Raw genomic sequence first — 16705 nt, forward strand, 5'->3', positions numbered from 1 at the left:
GCAATAGCCTAAGCAGATGCCCCAGTTTCTCGTCGTGTCGGTCACGGACGCCGCAGCCCTCACCCTGCTCAACGAATACTTCCTCAGCCCCGAACTGTCGTTTCGACAATCCCACGGCACCTACCACCCGACCTATCCGGTCGCGGAGCAGTTCGTGCCGCCTCAGGGCATGTTCCTCGTGGTACTCGATGGCCAGGCAGCGAACGACGCTGACGGCACGTATGTCGGGTGCGGCGGCATCCGTCGGCTGCCAACCGCAACGAGCGAACCGGTCTGCTTCGAGGTTAAACATTTGTGGATGCAGCCATGCGCCCGCGGACGCGGCTGGGGGCGGATACTGCTGGCTGCGCTCGAGAGCCGGGCGAGCGACCTGGGCGCCGCCGAAATGGTGCTCGACACGAATGTGAGCCTGTCCGCCGCCGGGGCGCTCTATCACAGCACCGGGTATGAGAGCATTCCCGCGTATAACGACAACCCCAATGCGACACACTGGTATCGCAAACGGCTCAACCAAACTAAATTCAGCGCGAACTAGCTCCAGCCGCTGGTGTCACCTAGAACATCAGTGGTTCCGGCAGCCCGGTGCGCAGCTCGACCGGCAGGTGGCCCAGATCATTGTGCGTGACGAGCGTCCACGGTCGGCCTGGTTTTTGCTGCAGCACGGTGAGCCCACAATGGGCTTGGTTGATTCCGACCCAGCGCCAGTCGGGAGCTCCGAGTACCTCTCGAACGAACCACGCGATCACGAAATTGTGGGTGATCAGTAAGTCGTGCCGCTGGCTGCGGCGCGGTTGCAAAAATTCGGAGACGGCGTCTTCCATCTGTGCGCGTCCCGCTGCGATCTCGTCTTCGGTTACCGCGCCGAAAAACGGGTCGTAGGCCGATGGAGTCTCGGCCGCCCGGCCAGAGGGAATGCAGTCGAACAGCAGTGCCGACGGCTCGCTCTGCAGGGCTGGAAGCCGTTCCGCCATGATGGCGGCGGTTTCGGCGGCCCGTTGCAGCGGCGAGTGCCAGGCACCCGTGAACGGAACCCCACTCAGACGATCGGCGACGAGCAGCGCCTGGCGTTTGCCGCGCGGCGATAACGGACCGTCGTGCAGGCCGTGTTCGGCATCCTGTTGCTCGCCGTGGCGTACCAGGTAGATGTACTGGGGCATCATTGTCCATTTCAGAGTGCGGGAATCCGGCCGGGCCGGAAGGTACCAGAGACTAAGTCGCGGCCGGTCAGCTGGGAATAATGGCCGCGAACGCGTCGTCATCGAGGGCGCCGACAGCGGAGATTGTCACGTCGCCACTGACGAGTTCGACAGCGAGCCCCTGCACGTCGGCCGCCGTGACCAGCGCAAGGCGGCGCAGCACTTCGTCGAGATCAGCGAACTCGCCGAGGGTTATCTCGGAGCGACCCAGTCGAGACATGCGGGTGTCCGAGTCTTCCAATGCGAGGGCCGACGCTCCACTCAACTGGCCAGACGCCCGTTTCATCTCGTCGTTGGTGACACCGCCATCGGCGAGGCGATGTAGCTCGCTGAGCATAAGTTCGGCGACCTGGCCGGCCTTGGCCGGCGTGCATCCGGCATACATACCGAACAGGCCAGCATCCGAGTAACCGGGCGCGAATGAGTAGACCGAATAGGCCAAGCCGCGCTTCTCCCGCACTTCTTGAAAAAGCCGGCTCGACATTCCCCCGCCGAATATCGAGGTGAGCACGCTCATCGTGACGCGGCGGTCGTCGGTGGCCAGCAGGCCGGGCATTCCGAGCAGCAGGTTCGCCTGTTCCAGCGGACGTTTGACGATGGTCAAGGCCTGGCCCTGGTGAATATCGGCTGGCACGCCGTCCCGACGGCTGACCGGGGTCTGGGCAATACTGAGGTCCCAGCCGGATCGTTCGAGGGCGCGGGTGACGGCGGCGACCAGCTGGTCGTGGTCGACGGCGCCGGAAACCGTGACGACGAGGTCTTGCGGACGATAGTTGGCCTGGTAGTGCTCCCACACCGCCGTGCGGGAGACACCACGAATGTCGTCGGCACTGCCGCCGATAGGACGGCCGAGCGGATGCTTCCCCAGCACGGCTTCGAAGAATCGCTCATTGGCGACGTCGGCCGGGTCGTCGTCAGCCATAGCGAGTTCCTCGAGGATAACGCCGCGCTCGGTTTCAAATTCACCGGCATCCAGTTGCGAGGAGGTCAGCATGTCGGTGAGAACATCAATGGCCATACCAAGGTCGCGGTCTTGCACCTTGGCGTAGTAGCAGGTGTATTCCTTTGCGGTCATAGCGTTGTGTTCGCCGCCAACGGCATCAAAAGAAATGGCAATGTCGAGAGCGGATCGCGTTGGCGTGCCCTTGAACAACAGGTGTTCGAGAAAGTGAGTGGAGCCGAAGTGACCCGGTCGTTCGTCGCGGGAACCGACGGCGACCCAGTAACCGACGGTGAGACTTCGGGCACCCGGCACCTGCTCACTCAGGATGCGCACGCCGCTTGGCAGAACGGTCCGACGCACCAAGGCATCACCGGCGGCCCGAAACGAGAGTTCGGCCTGGTCTAGGGGAAAATCGACTGCACCGTTCATATCATCCCCACCTTACAAGACGCGATCGGAGCTGCCGGCGCCCGCGTACGAACTCGCCAAGCTACCCCCAATTAGACCGTAACGTTCAGTACGGTCGATTACGACAGACTGGTCTGTCTACGTTGTGTTACAGTCTGGGAGCCAACTGGGAAAACACCGAATTTGCCCCCACCCGCTCGCTGGCCCTCAATCAAGGAGTGACGCATGACCACGCTCACAGCTGACGCCGTTCGGCCCGCGACCCACGCCAAGCTGCGTATCCTCGCCACTGCCGACCGCTTGTTCTACGCCGAGGGTGTACACACCGTAGGTGTGGACCGCATCATCGGCGAGTCGAAGGTCACCAAAGCAACCTTCTACAAGTACTACCGCTCGAAGGACGCCCTCATCGTCGTGTACCTCCAGGGCCGGGACCGTTTGGCGCGGGATTTTCTGGCTAACCTCGACACGAATTGTGACACCCCGGAACAGCGGCTGCGTGGCGTCGTCAATGAGATCTCGGCTCAGGTCATTCGCGGAGGTTTCCACGGCTGCCCGTTTATCAACGCGGCCGCACAGTTCACGGACCCGGCCCACCCCGTGCGCCAGGCCGTTTCTGCACATCGTGACTGGTACGGCCGGTCGATCGAGAACATGTTCCGCGGAATGGGCCATGCCCGACCCGGAGACGCCGCCGACGATTTTTTCCTCGCCCGCGATGGCGCCTTTGCCGGTGCCAACCTCGGCGACCCGATCGGTGCCCACACCGCCCTGCTGCGCGCTATCCAGCGTGTGCTCGACGAATCCATCGCCTGACTATCTCCTAGTCGGCTGACACCCGATCGAGATCGAGCAGGTCACTCCGACCGAGACGGATGCCCGCCGCCGCGACCAGAGACTGCACCTGATCGACCTCCCCGGCTCCGGCGACCGGCGCCACTACGTCAGGCCGGGCGAGCAGCCAGGCGAGGGCGATCGACGCCGGTGCCACACCCTGCGCTGCGGCGATACGGTCCACTACGGCCAGTACGCGCAGCGAGCGACGATTGAGGTACACCTTGGCGAGTTGTCCGCGGGCAGTACCGGCGACATCCGCTTTGGTGCGAAAAGCGCCGGCCAGAAAACCGTGAGCGAGGGCAAAGCCGGGCATCAGCGCAAGCTGCTGGGCGCGAGCGACGACCGCGACGTCTTTTTCGAGTTCGGTTCGATGCACGAGGTTGTACGGCGTTTCGGCGGCGACGAACTTGGGCAAGCCGAGGGCGGACAATACCCGGGCTTCCATAAGTCGTTCCGCCGAGAAATTACTCGCACCGAGGTAGCGCACCTTGCCGGCGCGCATCAGGACGTCCACGGCAACGAGGCTCTCTTCGAGGGCGACGGTTTTGTCGTCGAAGTGAAAGTAGAGCAGGTCGAGGTAGTCGGTGCCGAGCCGCACAAGGCTGGCTTCGACGGCGGCGACGATGCTGCGCTGAGTCAGTCCGGGATTGTCGAGATTTCGCCCGATTTTGGTGGCCAGAACAGTCTCGGCCCGAGCACCCCGAGAGCGCAGCCATGATCCGATAATCACTTCGCTGCGCCCGGCAGCGAAGCTGTCGGCGGTGTCTAGAAAGTTACCGCCGAAATCGCGGTGCGCGTCGAGGATGGCGTTGGATGCTTCCCCCGTCGCCGTCCAGCCGAAGGCATTGCAGCCCAGGGCGAGTGGATGCACGAGCAGATCGGTTCCCGCAATCTGCCGGCGAACCGCTCCAGCACCGACCGTGGTCTGCGCCTGCCCGGTGTCGGCCGGCCGCGAACGGCCAGCGGACAGGGCATCGCGCGCAGACGAGACCACCTGTCGGGGCATTGCGTTCTCCTCCAGGGGTGCTCGCCCGACCATTCGTTGCCGCCGGGTTATCTCTTCGTAAATTACTCTTGGCCCGACTTTAGGCGAGGCCACCGACATTTTTTGACGGCACGCTAAACCGTTACCAGATTGTACGTCGGTGGCGGGCGAATACGGGGCGCCAGCTGTCGGTTGCCCGTTGACCCGTTCTCGATTTGTTAGACTGGCAGTTGCGCGAAAACTGGGCTGCCTGTGCAGGTGTACATCCGCCCTGGGCCGCCTGCCATCGAAGTTCAATCGGTTGGTCGGCGAGGTATCCTGCCCGAATCAGCCGCAGGAAAGCAGCCATGACCACCGTCGCCGACGTATCCAACCCCCAAGTTCCCCGGGAGGCTCTGCGTCGCCGCACCTTCGCGGTGATCTCCCACCCCGACGCCGGCAAGTCCACCCTGACCGAAGCCCTGCTGCTGCACGCCCGCGCGATCACCTCGGCTGGCGCCACGCACGGCAAGGCCGGTCGCAGCGGCACTGTCTCGGACTGGATGGAGATGGAGAAGGCCCGTGGCATTTCGGTGACGAGCGCCGCGATCCAGTTCGAATACCACGACGCTGTGATCAACCTGGTTGACACCCCCGGCCACGCCGACTTCTCCGAAGACACGTTTCGGGTGCTGTCTGCAGTGGATGCCGCGGTCATGCTCGTCGACGCCGCCAAGGGTCTTGAGCCCCAGACTATGAAGTTGTTCGCCGTCTGCAAACAGCGCGGGCTTCCAGTGATTACCGTCATCAACAAGTGGGACCGCCCGGGTGACACTCCCCTGGCTCTGATGGACGAGATCCAGACGCGCACCGGCCTGCTGCCGACCCCGCTGAACTGGCCGGTCGGCGAGGCCGGCGACCTGCGCGGCGTGCTCGATCGCCGTTCCGGTGATTTTCTGCGGTATACCCGCACTGCGGGCGGCGCGACCGTGGCCGAGTCGGTGCGGCTGGATGCGGCCGACGCGGCGATCGAGGAAGGCAGCGCCTGGGCATCCGCTGTCGAAGAATCTGAACTGCTCGACGCAGAATCCCAAAATCACGACTCCGAACTGTTCCTCGACGGGCAAACGACCCCGGTGCTGTTCTGCGCGGCAGTGGCGAACTTCGGCGTGCAGCAGTTGCTCGACACCCTGGTCGAGTTTGCGCCACCCGCCGAAGCCCGCATCGATATCGACGGCAATCCGCGCAAGGTCACCTCGCCGTTCTCCGGGTTCGTGTTCAAGGTGCAATCCGGCATGAACTCGGCGCACCGCGACCACGTGGCCTTCGTGCGCGTCTGCTCCGGCGAATTTCGACGTGGAATGGTCGTCACCCACGCGGCAACCGGTCGCCCCTTTGCCACCAAGTACGCCCAGCAGCTATTCGGCAAGGAACGCACCGTCACCGATCAGGCCTGGCCGGGCGACATCGTCGGCCTCGTCAACGCGTCGGCGCTGCGAGTGGGCGACTCGATCTTCGAGGACGAACGGGTAGAATTTCCGCCGCTGCCGTTGTTCTCCCCCGAACATTTTCGAGCGATTCGACCGGTCGACAGCAGCAAGCACAAGCAGTTTCGTCGCGGTATCGACCAACTCGACCATGAGGGCATCATCCAGGTGATGCGCTCCGAGGTGCGCGGCGAGCAGGCCCCCGTGCTCGGTGCGGTCGGACCGATGCAATTCGAGGTCGTCGAAGACCGCATGGTGCACGATTTTCATGCCGACATTCGCATGGAAGCACTTCCGTACCAGGTGGCCCGCAAAACCGACAAGGAGAGCGCGCTCGTGCTCGCCGGCACCCGCCAGGTGGAAGTCTTCACTCGCTCCGACGGCACCCTGCTCGCCCTGTTCAGCACCCCGTGGCGCCTGCAGGCGATTATCAAGGAGAACCCGAAGCTGGTTCTGATCGACATCGCGAACGCCACGGCCGACGACTTCATGTAACTGGCTCGCTGAAAAAGGAAAGGCCGCATCCTCGTGGAGGATGCGGCCTTTCTCGTTCTGTCTCGGCTGGTTACGCGTCGACGACCACGGAAGTGATCACGGGGCTGCGACGGTACTTGCGGTTCATCCAGCGGCTCACCGACTGCGTGAACAGGTCCTCAAGCTCGGCGCCGTCGACGATTTTGATGCGATTCGCGGCCTTCATGGCCTCATCGATGACCTTGGTCGCGCCCTTGACCCACTCGTCGTCGTGCACGAATCCGCGGGCCAGGAACTCCACGGGCTCGGAGAGCGTGCCGGTCTTGGCGTTGAGAATGCCGAGGATCGTGATGGTGCCGTCTTCGGCCAGCTTGCGACGGTCTTCCATCGCGGCAGTGGATGCACCGCCCACTGTCATACCGTCGACGAAGATGTAGTCGGCGACGACCCGGCCGGTGACCTTGGCGTGGCCGTCGATGAGGTCCACCACGACGCCGTCTTCGACGACGATGACATTCTCTGCGGGGACACCGGTCGCGGTGGCGAGGTCGGCGTTGGCCGTGAGGTGACGCCATTCACCGTGGATCGGCATGACGTTTACCGGCTTGACGATGTTGTAGCAGTAGACGAGCTCGCCGGCACTCGCGTGCCCGGAAACGTGCACCTTGGCGTTGCCTTTGTGCACGACGTTGGCGCCCCAACGGATCAGGCCGTTGATGACGCGATAGATGGAGTTCTCGTTGCCGGGGATCAGAGAGCTCGCCAGCAGCACGGTGTCGCCCTCGCCGATCTTGATGACGTGCTCACGGTTGGCCATACGCGAGAGGGCAGCCATCGGCTCGCCCTGCGAACCGGTGCAGATGAGGACGACCTTGTCGTCCTTCATGCGCTCGAGCGCCTTCATGTCCACGAGGAGGCCCTTGGGAATGTTGAGGTAGCCGAGCTCACTCGCGATTCCCATGTTGCGCACCATCGAACGGCCGACGAAGGCCACCTTGCGGTTGTGCTTGACGGCAGCATCGATGACCTGCTGGATGCGGTGCACGTGGCTCGCGAAACTCGACACGATGATGCGGCGCGGGGACGTGCGGAACACGGTATCGATCGCCGGTCCAATGTCCTTCTCAGCGGTGGTGAAGCCGGGAACCTCGGCGTTGGTCGAGTCCGTCATGAACAGGTCGACGCCCTCTTCGGCCAGACGTGCGAAGGCGCCGAGGTCGGTGAGGCGCTTGTCGAGCGGAAACTGGTCCATCTTGAAGTCACCGGTGGCAAGCACGAGGCCGGCTTCGGTGCGGATCGCAATGGCCAGGCCGTCGGGGATGGAGTGGTTGACGGCGATGAATTCGAGGTCGAACTGGCCGACGGTACGGCGCTCGCCCTCTTTCACTTCGATGAAGTTCTGACTGAGACGGTGCTCCTGCAGCTTGGCGGCGAGGAAGGCCAGAGTGAGCTTGGAGCCGATGACGGGAATGTCGCCGCGTTCCTTGAGCAGGTAGGGGACGGCGCCAATGTGGTCTTCGTGGCCGTGCGTGAGCACGATGGCCTCGATGTCCTGGAGGCGGTCGCGGATGGCCGTGAAGTCGGGCAGGATCACGTTGATGCCGGGCTGGTTGTCTTCGGGGAAGAGAACGCCGCAGTCGATGATGAGCAGCTTTCCCTTGTGCTCGAAGACGGTCATGTTGCGGCCGATCTCGCCGAGGCCTCCGAGCGGGATGATGCGCATGCCGCGAGCCGGTAGCGCCGGCGGAGTGCTCAAGTCGAGGTAGTGGTTATTCATGAATCCCATTTCGTTGTCTGCGGTACTGCATGTCGAGGTGTGTGGGGACCGAGCTCGGGCATGCGGAAAGCCGGAATTGAGGGGCTCTTGCGCATACGCATACCTGGTGTCGTGCCCAGCGGGCGAGTAAAATACCGGCCAGGCACGTCTGTAGTCTACCGGCGCGTCGACGATCGGCATTTCGATGCCACCACTGCGGTTGTCGAATACGACAAAAGAGGGACTCCGCGTTGCGGAGTCCCTCTTTTCGATTTCAGCGGCAGCTGAACCGCGGCGCGTTATGCTGCTGCGGCCAAGTGCTTGCTACCGGCCATCTGCGGCTGAACGGCGCGGACCGGTGAGATGATCGTGGGGTGCGACACGTACTCGCCGGCGTCACGGTGCTGCGCGGTTCCGCTGACGTACCCGCTCCCCATGACCAATCCATTCATGGTCTGAGAAATGTACCCGTTGGGACGGATGGTGCTTTCGCTGGTGTGTGATACGTAAGAATTCATGATGCTCCTGGTGCGATCTCTTAATGACGGATGCCGAAGGGATCCAGAGCAATGACTAGTCACAGATATCCCTCAAATTTGTTCTGGAAGAACTGGTTCGAGTGAGACTGGGGTGTTGGCCCGTTCGGCGGGAAGAATGCGCTGCGCCGCGCGAGCTGAGATGTCCGGGTCCGATAGTGGACCGCCATGACTTCCCAGGTGATATCAGACTACGTGACCGTGTCACTCATTGGGGGAAACGCACGATCTACACAGGGACTGTGCAGGCAGCTAGGATTCAGCATCGATACTGTGTGCCAATGACCTCTTCTGCGTTGTACGACATACCCCTCACGCTCATCGATGGAACGCCCACCTCCTTCGGCGCGTTTCGAGGTAAAACGGTTCTCGTCGTCAACGTCGCATCAAAGTGCGGCTTCACCCCGCAGTACGCCGGCTTGGAAGCCCTGTACCAGCGTTACGCCGACGACGGGCTGGTCGTGCTGGGATTACCGAGCAATCAGTTCATGGGCCAGGAACCCGGCACCGAAACAGACATCGCCCAGTTCTGCGGCATGACCTATGGGGTGACCTTTCCGATGACAGCCAAGGTCGACGTGCGGGGCAAGCAGCAGCATCCGCTCTATGCTGAGCTGACCAAATTCAAGCGGGGCCTGCTGCCCGGCCTGATCAAGTGGAACTTCGAAAAGTTTCTGGTGACCCCCACCGGCAAGATCGTGGATCGCTTTGCGTCGTCGGTGGAGCCGGAGTCGACCGAAATCGTGCATGCGATCGAGAAGGTTCTGGCTGACAAAGCCGCCTAGCCCGGATTCCCCGGGCCGTGCAGCCCAGCGGTGGGAGGCTAGTCGTCGCTGAGGTTGTCACTCAGGATGCCGAGCACGGTTGATCGCGCTGACCGCGACGCCTCCCCTAATCGGCCGGACACAATTTCGACGAGCGACTCGATCAAGATTGTATGGGGAACCCGGGACGTGTATTCCAGTTCGTGACGAAACGATCCGTGTGCCGGCGCGACCACGAGTGCGATGTCCGCGAGCGAAACCAACGGGGAACTCGCAAACGACGTCACCACGATTAGCACGGCATTCGCTGCGCGCGCCGATCGGGCAGCCTTGATGCTCGACTCATTGGCACCGCTGCCGCTGATGACGACGCACGCATCTGCAGGTCGCAACTGGCGTGCTGAAATCTGCTGGCCGATCGGATCGGAGACGAATTCCGTAGGGCGCCCGATGGCGGTCAATCGCATCGCCAGGTCAGACGCCAACGGCGATGACAGCCCGTTGGCGAGCACCAGCACCCGGTTTGCCGACGTGATGCGCTGTACGGCCTCTTCGACCGCGCTTTCGGTGAGTACATCGGCAATCTGCGGCAGGGCCATCGATAACGCGAAGATATCGGCTCGAATTCGTCCGAGCGCAGACGAACCGTAATCCGCTACCGCGCTGGCCGATTGGGCCAGTTCTCGCGCTAGGGCAACGCGCAGTTGCGGATATCCCCGATAGCCGAGGGTTTGACAGGTGCGGATGACCGTGGAGCGGGCGACGCCGGCGCGTTCGGCGACCTCTTGCGCTGTGAGCTCGACGATCAAATCCATATCGGCGAGTATGCATTCGGCCACTCGACGTTCTGTGCGTTGCAGAGAATTGACCACCGTGGCGATGCGTGTGCTCGGGGTTGCCTCGTCTTTTCCAGTCCAGCCCACAGACCTATGTCCCTTCTACAATCCGACGCCGAATGGCGCCAGAGACCGCGTCGATGCCCATCGTCACGATGACCACGACGATGATGAGCACCCCAACGGTCGACCACTCCCGAAATTGAGTGTACGAGGTGAGCATGTCCCCGATGCCACCCACGCCAATGAGGCCGAGTACGGCCGAGGAACGAACATTGATTTCGAATCGATAGAGCCAAAACGATATGAAGTCCGGCGTTGCCGACGGCCATACTCCCCACCGTAAGATCTGAGCGATGTTTCCCCCAGATGCCCGAGTCGCTTCGATGGGACCGGGGTCGACACCTTCGATGGCCTCGTACCCCCATTTTCCCAGTGTGCCCACGCTTCCAATCGCCAGTGCCAGGGCTCCCGTGAGTGGTGTCAGTCCGGTTACTGACAGGATCGCGATCGCAATGATGATTTCCGGAACGGCGCGAATGATCGCGAACCCCACCCTCATGCCCCAACGCACGGGGGCTGGTGAAAAGCCACGGGCCGCGAGAAAGCCCAGCGGGAACGACAACAGGATTCCGATGACCGTACCTACCCACGCCATCGCCACCGACTTCCAGGTCTGCCCGAGGGCCTCGGGGACTTTGGACCAATCCGGATCGGAAAACATGAGCCACAGGTAGTGCAGTACCTGAGCGGGTAGCTCCGCGAGCCGCGCCCAGTTGACCTCGACAGTCCAGAACGCCCCGATCACGACCGCACCCACGATTATCACTGCGGTGCTGCGCCGCCAGTCGCGTCGCCTACTCGGTATTGTCAACACGGTCATACCAGCCTCCGCCGCACGGCATTACTGAGCACATCGAGGGCCATTACGATTATCAAAATCTCCAGAATTATCAAGGAGAGCTGGTCATAGCGATAGAACGTGCGCACCGCGTCGATGAGCAGACCGAGTCCGCCGGCACCGACCAGTCCCAGCACCGACGATGCCCGCACGTTGAGCTCGAGTACGTAGAGGGTCTGGTTGATAAAACTCGGCATGATGTCGGGCAGCGCGGAGGCACGATTGATCTGCACTTGGTTTCCGCCCGCAGCCCTGCCCGCTTCCAGCGCACCCGGATCGTTGGCCTCGATGGATTCGGACACCATCTTCACGATGATTCCGACGTTGAAGAGTACGAGCGCGATGATGCCCGGCAGTGCCCCCACCCCGACCATGGCCACGAGAATCGCAGCGTAGAGAAGGTCCGGGATCGACCGAATCACATTGAGGAGCGCGCGTACGAGGCTCCGGCTGTACCCGTTCGGGTTGGTCAGGCGGGCCGTGGCCAGACTGAGAGGCAGGGACACGACCGCTGCGACCGCGGTGGCGATGACGGCCATCTGGAGCGTTTCCAGCAGCGCGGGAACCGTGCGTGGGAAAAAACTCCAGTCCGGGACCAACAGCTGCAGGATTTTCTCGGCGCCGTTCTGCCAATTACGGGCAATGGCCTCGAGGCTGAAGTCGACTCCCCATCGGGGGCTCAGCGTGATGGCCGTGATTATGACCACGAGACCCACCGCACACCAGGATTTCCACTGCCACCTAGGTCGAGGGGGAATGTCGAGGGTTGCGATCGTGCGTGCCACGGTGGCACCCCGAGCGCTCATAGACCAAGCACGTCCGCCGACTCAACCGATCAACCGTAGATCTTCGCGAACACGGAGTCGCTGGCTGATTCGACTGGACCGTCAAACACCACTTCTCCGGCGCGGAGACCGATAATTCGTGTGCCGTAGCTGCGGGCGAGGTCGATGAGGTGCAGGTTGGTGATCACGGTGATTCCCAAGTCCTGATTGATACGCCGCAAATCATCCATCACCTCGTGCGCAGTTGGCGGGTCCAGGCTGGCTACCGGTTCGTCGGCCAGAACCAGACGAGGCTCCTGGCATAGGGCACGAGCGATGGCGACTCGTTGCTGCTGGCCACCTGACAAGCTCGATGCACGGTCCCAGACTTTCGAGAGGATGCCCACCCGATCAAGGGCTTCGAAGGCAATCTCTCGGTCGGACGCGCGATAGGCGCCCAGCAGAGTACGCAGGGTTGTCGTGTGCGCCAGCCGCCCCACCAGCACGTTGTTGAGAACGCTCGTGCGTTTGGCCAGGTTGAATCCCTGAAAAATCATTCCGATTTCACCCCGCAAGCGCCTGAGCTCACCGGCCCGGGCGCTTTCCAGGTGATAGCCGCCAACGCGGAGCGAACCGGACGTGATCGGGACCAGCCCGTTGATGGTGCGGATCAGGCTGCTCTTGCCGGATCCAGAGAGCCCCACCACCGAGACCATCTCCCCTGGCCGAATATCGAGCGACACGTTCTTCAAGGCGACCACGCCACTGGCATAGCGCACTGTGACATCACGCATGCTCACCGACCACGGCGATGCTGCGCCCGTTGGAGACGTGTGCTCGACGACCATGATTACTGCAGCCCGAGTTGTGTGGCCGCGTCGGCCACAACATCGAGGGACGACGGATCTGCCAGAGCGAGCTTGCTGATGGAGTAGACGCTCATGAGCGCTACAGAGCCGTCAACGGTATTGGAATACTCGGCGAGCGCGGTGGTGATTTTGTCCTGCAGCTCGTGCGACAGACCCTTGCTGAGTGCGACTCCATCGTTGGGAATCTCGGTGGTCAGGGCAAAAACGACGACTTTCTGTCCAACGTCGGGTACGTCCTTGGACACGATGTCGCGGGCGTCCCAGAAGCTGAACCCCACTTCAGCGTCGCCGTTGTAGACGGCCAGAACGGATGCGTCGTTGGCCGTGACCGGAATGGTCTCGATATCCGTATCGATGTTCAGGCCAGCGTTCTTCAGCGCGAGCATGGGGTAGATGTAACCGGCTGGTGATCCCGGACCGAGCATAGCGACCGTCGCACCGGTCATTTTCTCAATTGCGTCCAGGCCGGCGGGGCCGACGAGGGCGTCCGCCCCATTGCAGAAGAGCTTACCGTCGCGTGCGACCGGCGCATCGTTACAGTACTTGTCAGGATTGTTGGTCATGAACTGGGCGGGGTAGCTGATGTTTCCGCCGCGCTCGGTCTGCAAGACCACGGATGCACCGTACATGTCGCTCGCCTGGTACAGCTGGAGGGACGGCAGAAACCCGATCTGGGCCTGTTCCGCACCCATCGCTTCAACGGCGGCCTGGTAATCCTTCGCCACAACCCCATTGACGGGGATGCCGAGGGCCTCGGTGAGCATGTCGGTGAGCGGCTTAGCAGTGTCGACGAGGCCGGCTTGGTCTTGGGAGGGGACGAGAGCCAGGGTGAGGGAGGTCGGATCGGTCTCGGGCGACGCTGTCGTGGTCGCCTCGGCGGAACATCCGGCCAGAGCGACGGATGCCACCATCATGAGTCCGGCCAAGGAAAGGGTCTTCGTGGATATCACTGTGTCTGCCTTCAAGTCTCAAGATGTGGGAGAGGAACAATCGCACCCGACGTCTCATGGGAGAGCCAGGCCGTGATGACCGGGAAGAGCTCGTCAAGACGCTCGGCCCGGTACGTTGGGGTGGCGCCGGGTGGCGCGGTGGAACCGATGAGAGCTGTCTGGAACCCCTGGAGGCTGGCGGGCTCGAGGTCGTTGACCCACACGTCTCCGAGGCTCAAAAGACGGAACGCGTGGTCCGAAGGAACTGTGCGCAGGCGGTCGAGTACCAGTGTGAGTCCGGAGGGCTTCCCCACCGACGTGATGACGTCGTCGAAGGCGGCGTGCAGGTCCAAGGCGTCGAGGGCCTCCCGGATGCGCGTTGCCGGTGCGTTCGTCGCCAGGACGAGGAACGCATCATCACGAATCTCCCGAAGATAATGAGCCAATCCCGGAACGGCTTCGATCGGCGCCCGGGCTCCGGCGAGATCCGCACGTGATCGCAGATAGGCGCGATTCAGGTAGTCACCGGGTATCGCGAAGACTGATGCGGCCAAACGAACGGCGTCGTAATCGTCGATGGGTCGAATCGCTAACGAGTTCGCCCCGATTTTTTTCTGTTGCTGCACTACGGCGAGGAAATCCGCCCGGTCATCAGGTTGCAGTGATTCGGCGACGCACTCGGCATAACGAGCGACCGGCCCGTTGCCGAGCGAGATGGTGCCGTCAAAGTCAAACAGCAACACTCGACTATTGCGGTGCATGTCGCCTTCCCATCAATCCCTCCGCCTCATTGGACGTTGCGTCCAAACTAAAAGCTTTAGATAGACGCAGTGTCGTTATTGTGGAAACAACAGATGAACGATCACTGCAGTCGCGCCGTTTACGCTTGGCAGATGGAGACCGAACGTTTCACAGGCCGACTGCGCGACCTTGTGGCAGCATCCGCTCTGATCGAGCGCGGTGCGCCGGTCGAGGCGACCCTGGCAGACTGGACGCCCAACCTCCTTCCCCAAATCGCGGCCGACCGGGCAGCGGGCGAATTCGAGCGGTGGGCACACTCCACGGTCCTCGATGAAAACACCGAGACACCAGTGATTTCTCGAGAACTGTTTGAGACGCTCCATTCCGAGGCCGGCCTCTCGTCGTCGTGGCCGGTTGGAAACGCCGGGCTGCTGCATGTCTATGGGTACCTGCTGTCGAACGTTCCCACTCCCTACGGCTACAAGCGGGATCGTTGGATCAACGGAAGGATGGCCGCTGGTCTGGGTGTGAACCCGACCTACTTTCTTCCCTGGGCGGCCGAACCCGGCACTCTGCTCCGACGGGTCACCGATGCGGTATTGCCTATCCTCACCGAGCATCATCCACGCCCGATAACGGTGGCACGCTTCGACGAAGTCGTCGACCAGGAAAGTGGCCGGTTTTTTCGCACCGCAATTGTCAACGACCGCCATAGCGAGCAATCGGTGTTGATCTACGGCGTCAGCCACGGTGCTGCTCTGAAGGTCGTGACGGCATTTCCAGTTGCTGAACCAACGTCCGTGTGGCTGGAGGCTCTGCGCAGTGAACAGCCACGACCGCGCTATAACGTGTCGTCTGGGGCAGAGTAGGCGCGGCTCAGCGAGCGGCCCGGCGCAGTACGGCCTCGGCGTGGCGCAGCACGGGGCCGTCGATCATGCGGCCCCCGTGCTGAAAAACACCGCGCGCACTCGCGGCGGCTTCGAGCAGCCCGAGGGCGTAGTCCACCTCGGCGGCGGTCGGCTGATAGGCGGCCCGAATGACCTCCACTTGGCTCGGGTGGATGCACGCCGTCGCGGTGAAGCCGCTCGCGACGGCATCCGCTGCCTCGTGTTCGAGGCCGGCCGTGTCGATGATGTCGAGATGGACGGCGTCGATCGCGGCCTTGTCGTGGGCTCGAGCGGCCAGTAATACCTGGGAGCGTGCGTAGCGGGCGACGTCACGGTAGCTACCGTTGGCGAACCGGCTCGAGGTACCACCGAGCGAGGCGAGGAGATCTTCGGCCCCCCACATGAGCGCGACGACGTTACGTGCTGCGGCAATCTCCGTCGCCGAAATGACTCCGGCGGCGGTTTCGCACAGGGCGATCACCCGGTACTCGGCCAGGCGTTCAAGCTGGCCGGCGCTGACAGTTTTAGCGAGCATGACGTCGCGGTATTCTGTGCGCTCGAGCGCGGCCAGGTCGAGCGCAAAATCAGTCGTGTCGGCCGGATTGATGCGCACGATCGTGCGGGCGGCCTCAAGCGGATGCTCGATCAGCGCGCGCCGCGCAGCCACCCGGTCCTCGGGCGCAACGGCGTCCTCCAAATCGAGGATGACGGCGTCGGCACGCTCGGCCGCCTTCGCATAGCGCTCGGGCCGGTCGGCCGGGCAGAACAGCAGAGCCGGGCCCGGCGTGAACGGCGCCAGGGTGAAGGGGCTGAGCCCGGCAGGACTGTCATCGAAGGGATCGGGGCCGGTCGGGTCGAAGTCCGGGTCGAACTCTTCCCCATTGAACGGGTCACCGCCGAACGCGCCGCTCATTGCGCGGCGTCCTCGCACCAGACCAGCACGGTGCGTACGGCCGTGCCCACCACGACGTCGTCTTGGTTGCGCCCGGTATGTTCGAGCGTGATGATGCCTTGACCGGGGCGGCTTTTCGACAGCCGTTTACCGGTGACGATGCTCTCCGAGTACAGGGTGTCACCGTGATGCAGCGGATGGGGAAACGTCACGGCCGAAAATCCCAGGTTCGCCACGATCGTGCCCTGGGTCAATTGCGCCACCGAGCTGCCGACCATGGTCGAGAGGGTGAACATGGAATTGACCAGACGTTCGCCGAACGGCTGGGTGGCCGACCAGGCTGCGTCGAGATGCAACGCCTGCGTGTTCATGGTCATCGTCGTGAACAGCACGTTGTCGGCCTCGGTCACGGTGCGGCCGGGGCGGTGCTGATACAGCGCATCGAGGTCGAACTCCTCGAAGTAGAGACCGCGCTGGCGCACCGGATGGCGCTCGGGCGTATCGGGGTCGGACATCTGCTT

At 62.8% G+C, this 16705-nt stretch carries 18 protein-coding genes; 5 read left to right on the forward strand and 13 right to left on the reverse strand.

The annotated features are described in order from the left end of the window. Positions 1-16 precede the first annotated feature (16 nt). Positions 17-535 carry a GNAT family N-acetyltransferase gene (locus CXY72_RS08465; RefSeq protein ID WP_104127255.1) on the forward strand — a complete coding sequence of 173 codons (519 nt, stop codon included), beginning with the start codon at positions 17-19 and terminating at the stop codon, positions 533-535. 19 nt (positions 536-554) lie between these two features. On the opposite strand, the gene CXY72_RS08470 is transcribed toward CXY72_RS08465, so the two are convergent. Next, positions 555-1157 (reverse strand): histidine phosphatase family protein, encoded by a 603-nt coding sequence (locus CXY72_RS08470; protein WP_104127336.1) that lies wholly within the window; start codon positions 1155-1157, stop codon positions 555-557. Between the two features lie 67 nt (positions 1158-1224). Further along, the gene (locus tag CXY72_RS08475; protein WP_104127256.1) at positions 1225-2568 is read right to left on the reverse strand and encodes a pitrilysin family protein; all 1344 of its coding nucleotides are present in this window, start codon (positions 2566-2568) and stop codon (positions 1225-1227) included. A gap of 204 nt (positions 2569-2772) precedes the next feature. Here CXY72_RS08475 and CXY72_RS08480 point away from each other — a divergent pair, with 204 nt between their 5' ends. Next, positions 2773-3363, forward strand: coding sequence for a TetR/AcrR family transcriptional regulator (locus CXY72_RS08480; protein WP_104127257.1), 591 nt, complete (start codon positions 2773-2775; stop codon positions 3361-3363). A 7-nt stretch (positions 3364-3370) separates the two neighbouring features. Here the strand turns inward: CXY72_RS08480 and CXY72_RS08485 are convergent, their stop codons facing one another. After that, positions 3371-4390: an aldo/keto reductase gene (locus CXY72_RS08485; RefSeq protein ID WP_233197718.1), complete on the reverse strand. Its 1020-nt coding sequence runs from the start codon at positions 4388-4390 to the stop codon at positions 3371-3373. Between the two features lie 326 nt (positions 4391-4716). Between CXY72_RS08485 and CXY72_RS08490 the strand changes: the two genes are divergently transcribed. Continuing rightward, complete coding sequence (locus tag CXY72_RS08490) at positions 4717-6330, forward strand: peptide chain release factor 3 (protein ID WP_104127259.1); 1614 nt, start codon at positions 4717-4719, stop codon at positions 6328-6330. Positions 6331-6400: 70 nt separating this feature from the next. On the opposite strand, the gene CXY72_RS08495 is transcribed toward CXY72_RS08490, so the two are convergent. Both CXY72_RS08495 and CXY72_RS08500 read right to left on the reverse strand, forming a co-directional pair. Continuing rightward, positions 6401-8086, reverse strand: coding sequence for a ribonuclease J (locus CXY72_RS08495; RefSeq protein ID WP_104127337.1), 1686 nt, complete (start codon positions 8084-8086; stop codon positions 6401-6403). A gap of 278 nt (positions 8087-8364) precedes the next feature. Then, the gene (locus CXY72_RS08500; protein ID WP_104127260.1) at positions 8365-8583 is read right to left on the reverse strand and encodes a hypothetical protein; all 219 of its coding nucleotides are present in this window, start codon (positions 8581-8583) and stop codon (positions 8365-8367) included. A gap of 299 nt (positions 8584-8882) precedes the next feature. On the opposite strand from CXY72_RS08500, the gene CXY72_RS08505 reads away from it, so the two are divergent. Continuing rightward, positions 8883-9386, forward strand: a complete 504-nt coding sequence (locus CXY72_RS08505; RefSeq protein ID WP_104127261.1) for a glutathione peroxidase — start codon at positions 8883-8885, stop codon at positions 9384-9386. Positions 9387-9424: 38 nt separating this feature from the next. On the opposite strand, the gene CXY72_RS08510 is transcribed toward CXY72_RS08505, so the two are convergent. Genes CXY72_RS08510 through CXY72_RS08535 form a run of 6 tightly spaced genes read right to left on the reverse strand, consistent with a single transcriptional unit; the run spans position 9425 to position 14425 of the window. Continuing rightward, positions 9425-10288, reverse strand: a complete 864-nt coding sequence (locus CXY72_RS08510; RefSeq protein ID WP_104127262.1) for a MurR/RpiR family transcriptional regulator — start codon at positions 10286-10288, stop codon at positions 9425-9427. Between the two features lie 4 nt (positions 10289-10292). Beyond that, positions 10293-11084, reverse strand: a complete 792-nt coding sequence (gene phnE / locus CXY72_RS08515) for a phosphonate ABC transporter, permease protein PhnE (protein WP_104127263.1) — start codon at positions 11082-11084, stop codon at positions 10293-10295. Further along, entirely contained in the window at positions 11081-11908 is an 828-nt protein-coding gene (gene phnE, locus CXY72_RS08520) for a phosphonate ABC transporter, permease protein PhnE (RefSeq protein ID WP_104127264.1), read from the reverse strand. The genes phnE (CXY72_RS08515) and phnE (CXY72_RS08520) overlap by 4 nt, the downstream gene beginning before the upstream one ends. A gap of 29 nt (positions 11909-11937) precedes the next feature. After that, on the reverse strand, positions 11938-12660 hold the full coding sequence (gene phnC / locus CXY72_RS08525) for a phosphonate ABC transporter ATP-binding protein (RefSeq protein ID WP_233197719.1): 723 nt from the start codon (positions 12658-12660) through the stop codon (positions 11938-11940). Between the two features lie 56 nt (positions 12661-12716). Next, positions 12717-13685, reverse strand: coding sequence for a phosphate/phosphite/phosphonate ABC transporter substrate-binding protein (gene phnD / locus CXY72_RS08530; RefSeq protein WP_104127266.1), 969 nt, complete (start codon positions 13683-13685; stop codon positions 12717-12719). A gap of 11 nt (positions 13686-13696) precedes the next feature. Further along, entirely contained in the window at positions 13697-14425 is a 729-nt protein-coding gene (locus CXY72_RS08535) for an HAD family hydrolase (RefSeq protein WP_146071114.1), read from the reverse strand. A 132-nt stretch (positions 14426-14557) separates the two neighbouring features. Between CXY72_RS08535 and CXY72_RS08540 the strand changes: the two genes are divergently transcribed. Further along, positions 14558-15274, forward strand: coding sequence for an amino acid deaminase (locus CXY72_RS08540; RefSeq protein ID WP_146071115.1), 717 nt, complete (start codon positions 14558-14560; stop codon positions 15272-15274). A gap of 7 nt (positions 15275-15281) precedes the next feature. Here CXY72_RS08540 and CXY72_RS08545 read toward each other — a convergent pair whose 3' ends face one another. Beyond that, on the reverse strand, positions 15282-16205 hold the full coding sequence (locus CXY72_RS08545) for a CoA ester lyase (RefSeq protein ID WP_104127269.1): 924 nt from the start codon (positions 16203-16205) through the stop codon (positions 15282-15284). Then, positions 16202-16699 (reverse strand): MaoC family dehydratase, encoded by a 498-nt coding sequence (locus CXY72_RS08550; RefSeq protein ID WP_104127270.1) that lies wholly within the window; start codon positions 16697-16699, stop codon positions 16202-16204. Before CXY72_RS08550 ends, CXY72_RS08545 begins: the two co-directional genes overlap by 4 nt. Positions 16700-16705: the final 6 nt, after the last annotated feature.

Origin of the sequence: Cryobacterium sp. Y57 (assembly GCF_002929505.1) — a bacterium.
Classification (GTDB): Bacteria; Actinomycetota; Actinomycetes; order Actinomycetales; family Microbacteriaceae; genus Cryobacterium.

Coding starts and splice junctions, on each gene's coding strand:
- CXY72_RS08495 (WP_104127337.1), bottom strand. CDS start 8,086: ATGAATAACCACTACCTCGACTTGAGCACTCCGCCGGCGCTACCGGCT.
- phnE (WP_104127263.1), bottom strand. CDS start 11,084: ATGACCGTGTTGACAATACCGAGTAGGCGACGCGACTGGCGGCGCAGC.
- CXY72_RS08550 (WP_104127270.1), bottom strand. CDS start 16,699: ATGTCCGACCCCGATACGCCCGAGCGCCATCCGGTGCGCCAGCGCGGT.
- CXY72_RS08470 (WP_104127336.1), bottom strand. CDS start 1,157: ATGCCCCAGTACATCTACCTGGTACGCCACGGCGAGCAACAGGATGCC.
- phnC (WP_233197719.1), bottom strand. CDS start 12,660: ATGCGTGATGTCACAGTGCGCTATGCCAGTGGCGTGGTCGCCTTGAAG.
- CXY72_RS08485 (WP_233197718.1), bottom strand. CDS start 4,390: ATGCCCCGACAGGTGGTCTCGTCTGCGCGCGATGCCCTGTCCGCTGGC.
- CXY72_RS08465 (WP_104127255.1), top strand. CDS start 17: ATGCCCCAGTTTCTCGTCGTGTCGGTCACGGACGCCGCAGCCCTCACC.
- CXY72_RS08475 (WP_104127256.1), bottom strand. CDS start 2,568: ATGAACGGTGCAGTCGATTTTCCCCTAGACCAGGCCGAACTCTCGTTT.
- CXY72_RS08480 (WP_104127257.1), top strand. CDS start 2,773: ATGACCACGCTCACAGCTGACGCCGTTCGGCCCGCGACCCACGCCAAG.
- CXY72_RS08535 (WP_146071114.1), bottom strand. CDS start 14,425: ATGCACCGCAATAGTCGAGTGTTGCTGTTTGACTTTGACGGCACCATC.
- CXY72_RS08545 (WP_104127269.1), bottom strand. CDS start 16,205: ATGAGCGGCGCGTTCGGCGGTGACCCGTTCAATGGGGAAGAGTTCGAC.
- phnE (WP_104127264.1), bottom strand. CDS start 11,908: ATGAGCGCTCGGGGTGCCACCGTGGCACGCACGATCGCAACCCTCGAC.
- CXY72_RS08490 (WP_104127259.1), top strand. CDS start 4,717: ATGACCACCGTCGCCGACGTATCCAACCCCCAAGTTCCCCGGGAGGCT.
- CXY72_RS08505 (WP_104127261.1), top strand. CDS start 8,883: ATGACCTCTTCTGCGTTGTACGACATACCCCTCACGCTCATCGATGGA.
- CXY72_RS08540 (WP_146071115.1), top strand. CDS start 14,558: ATGGAGACCGAACGTTTCACAGGCCGACTGCGCGACCTTGTGGCAGCA.
- CXY72_RS08500 (WP_104127260.1), bottom strand. CDS start 8,583: ATGAATTCTTACGTATCACACACCAGCGAAAGCACCATCCGTCCCAAC.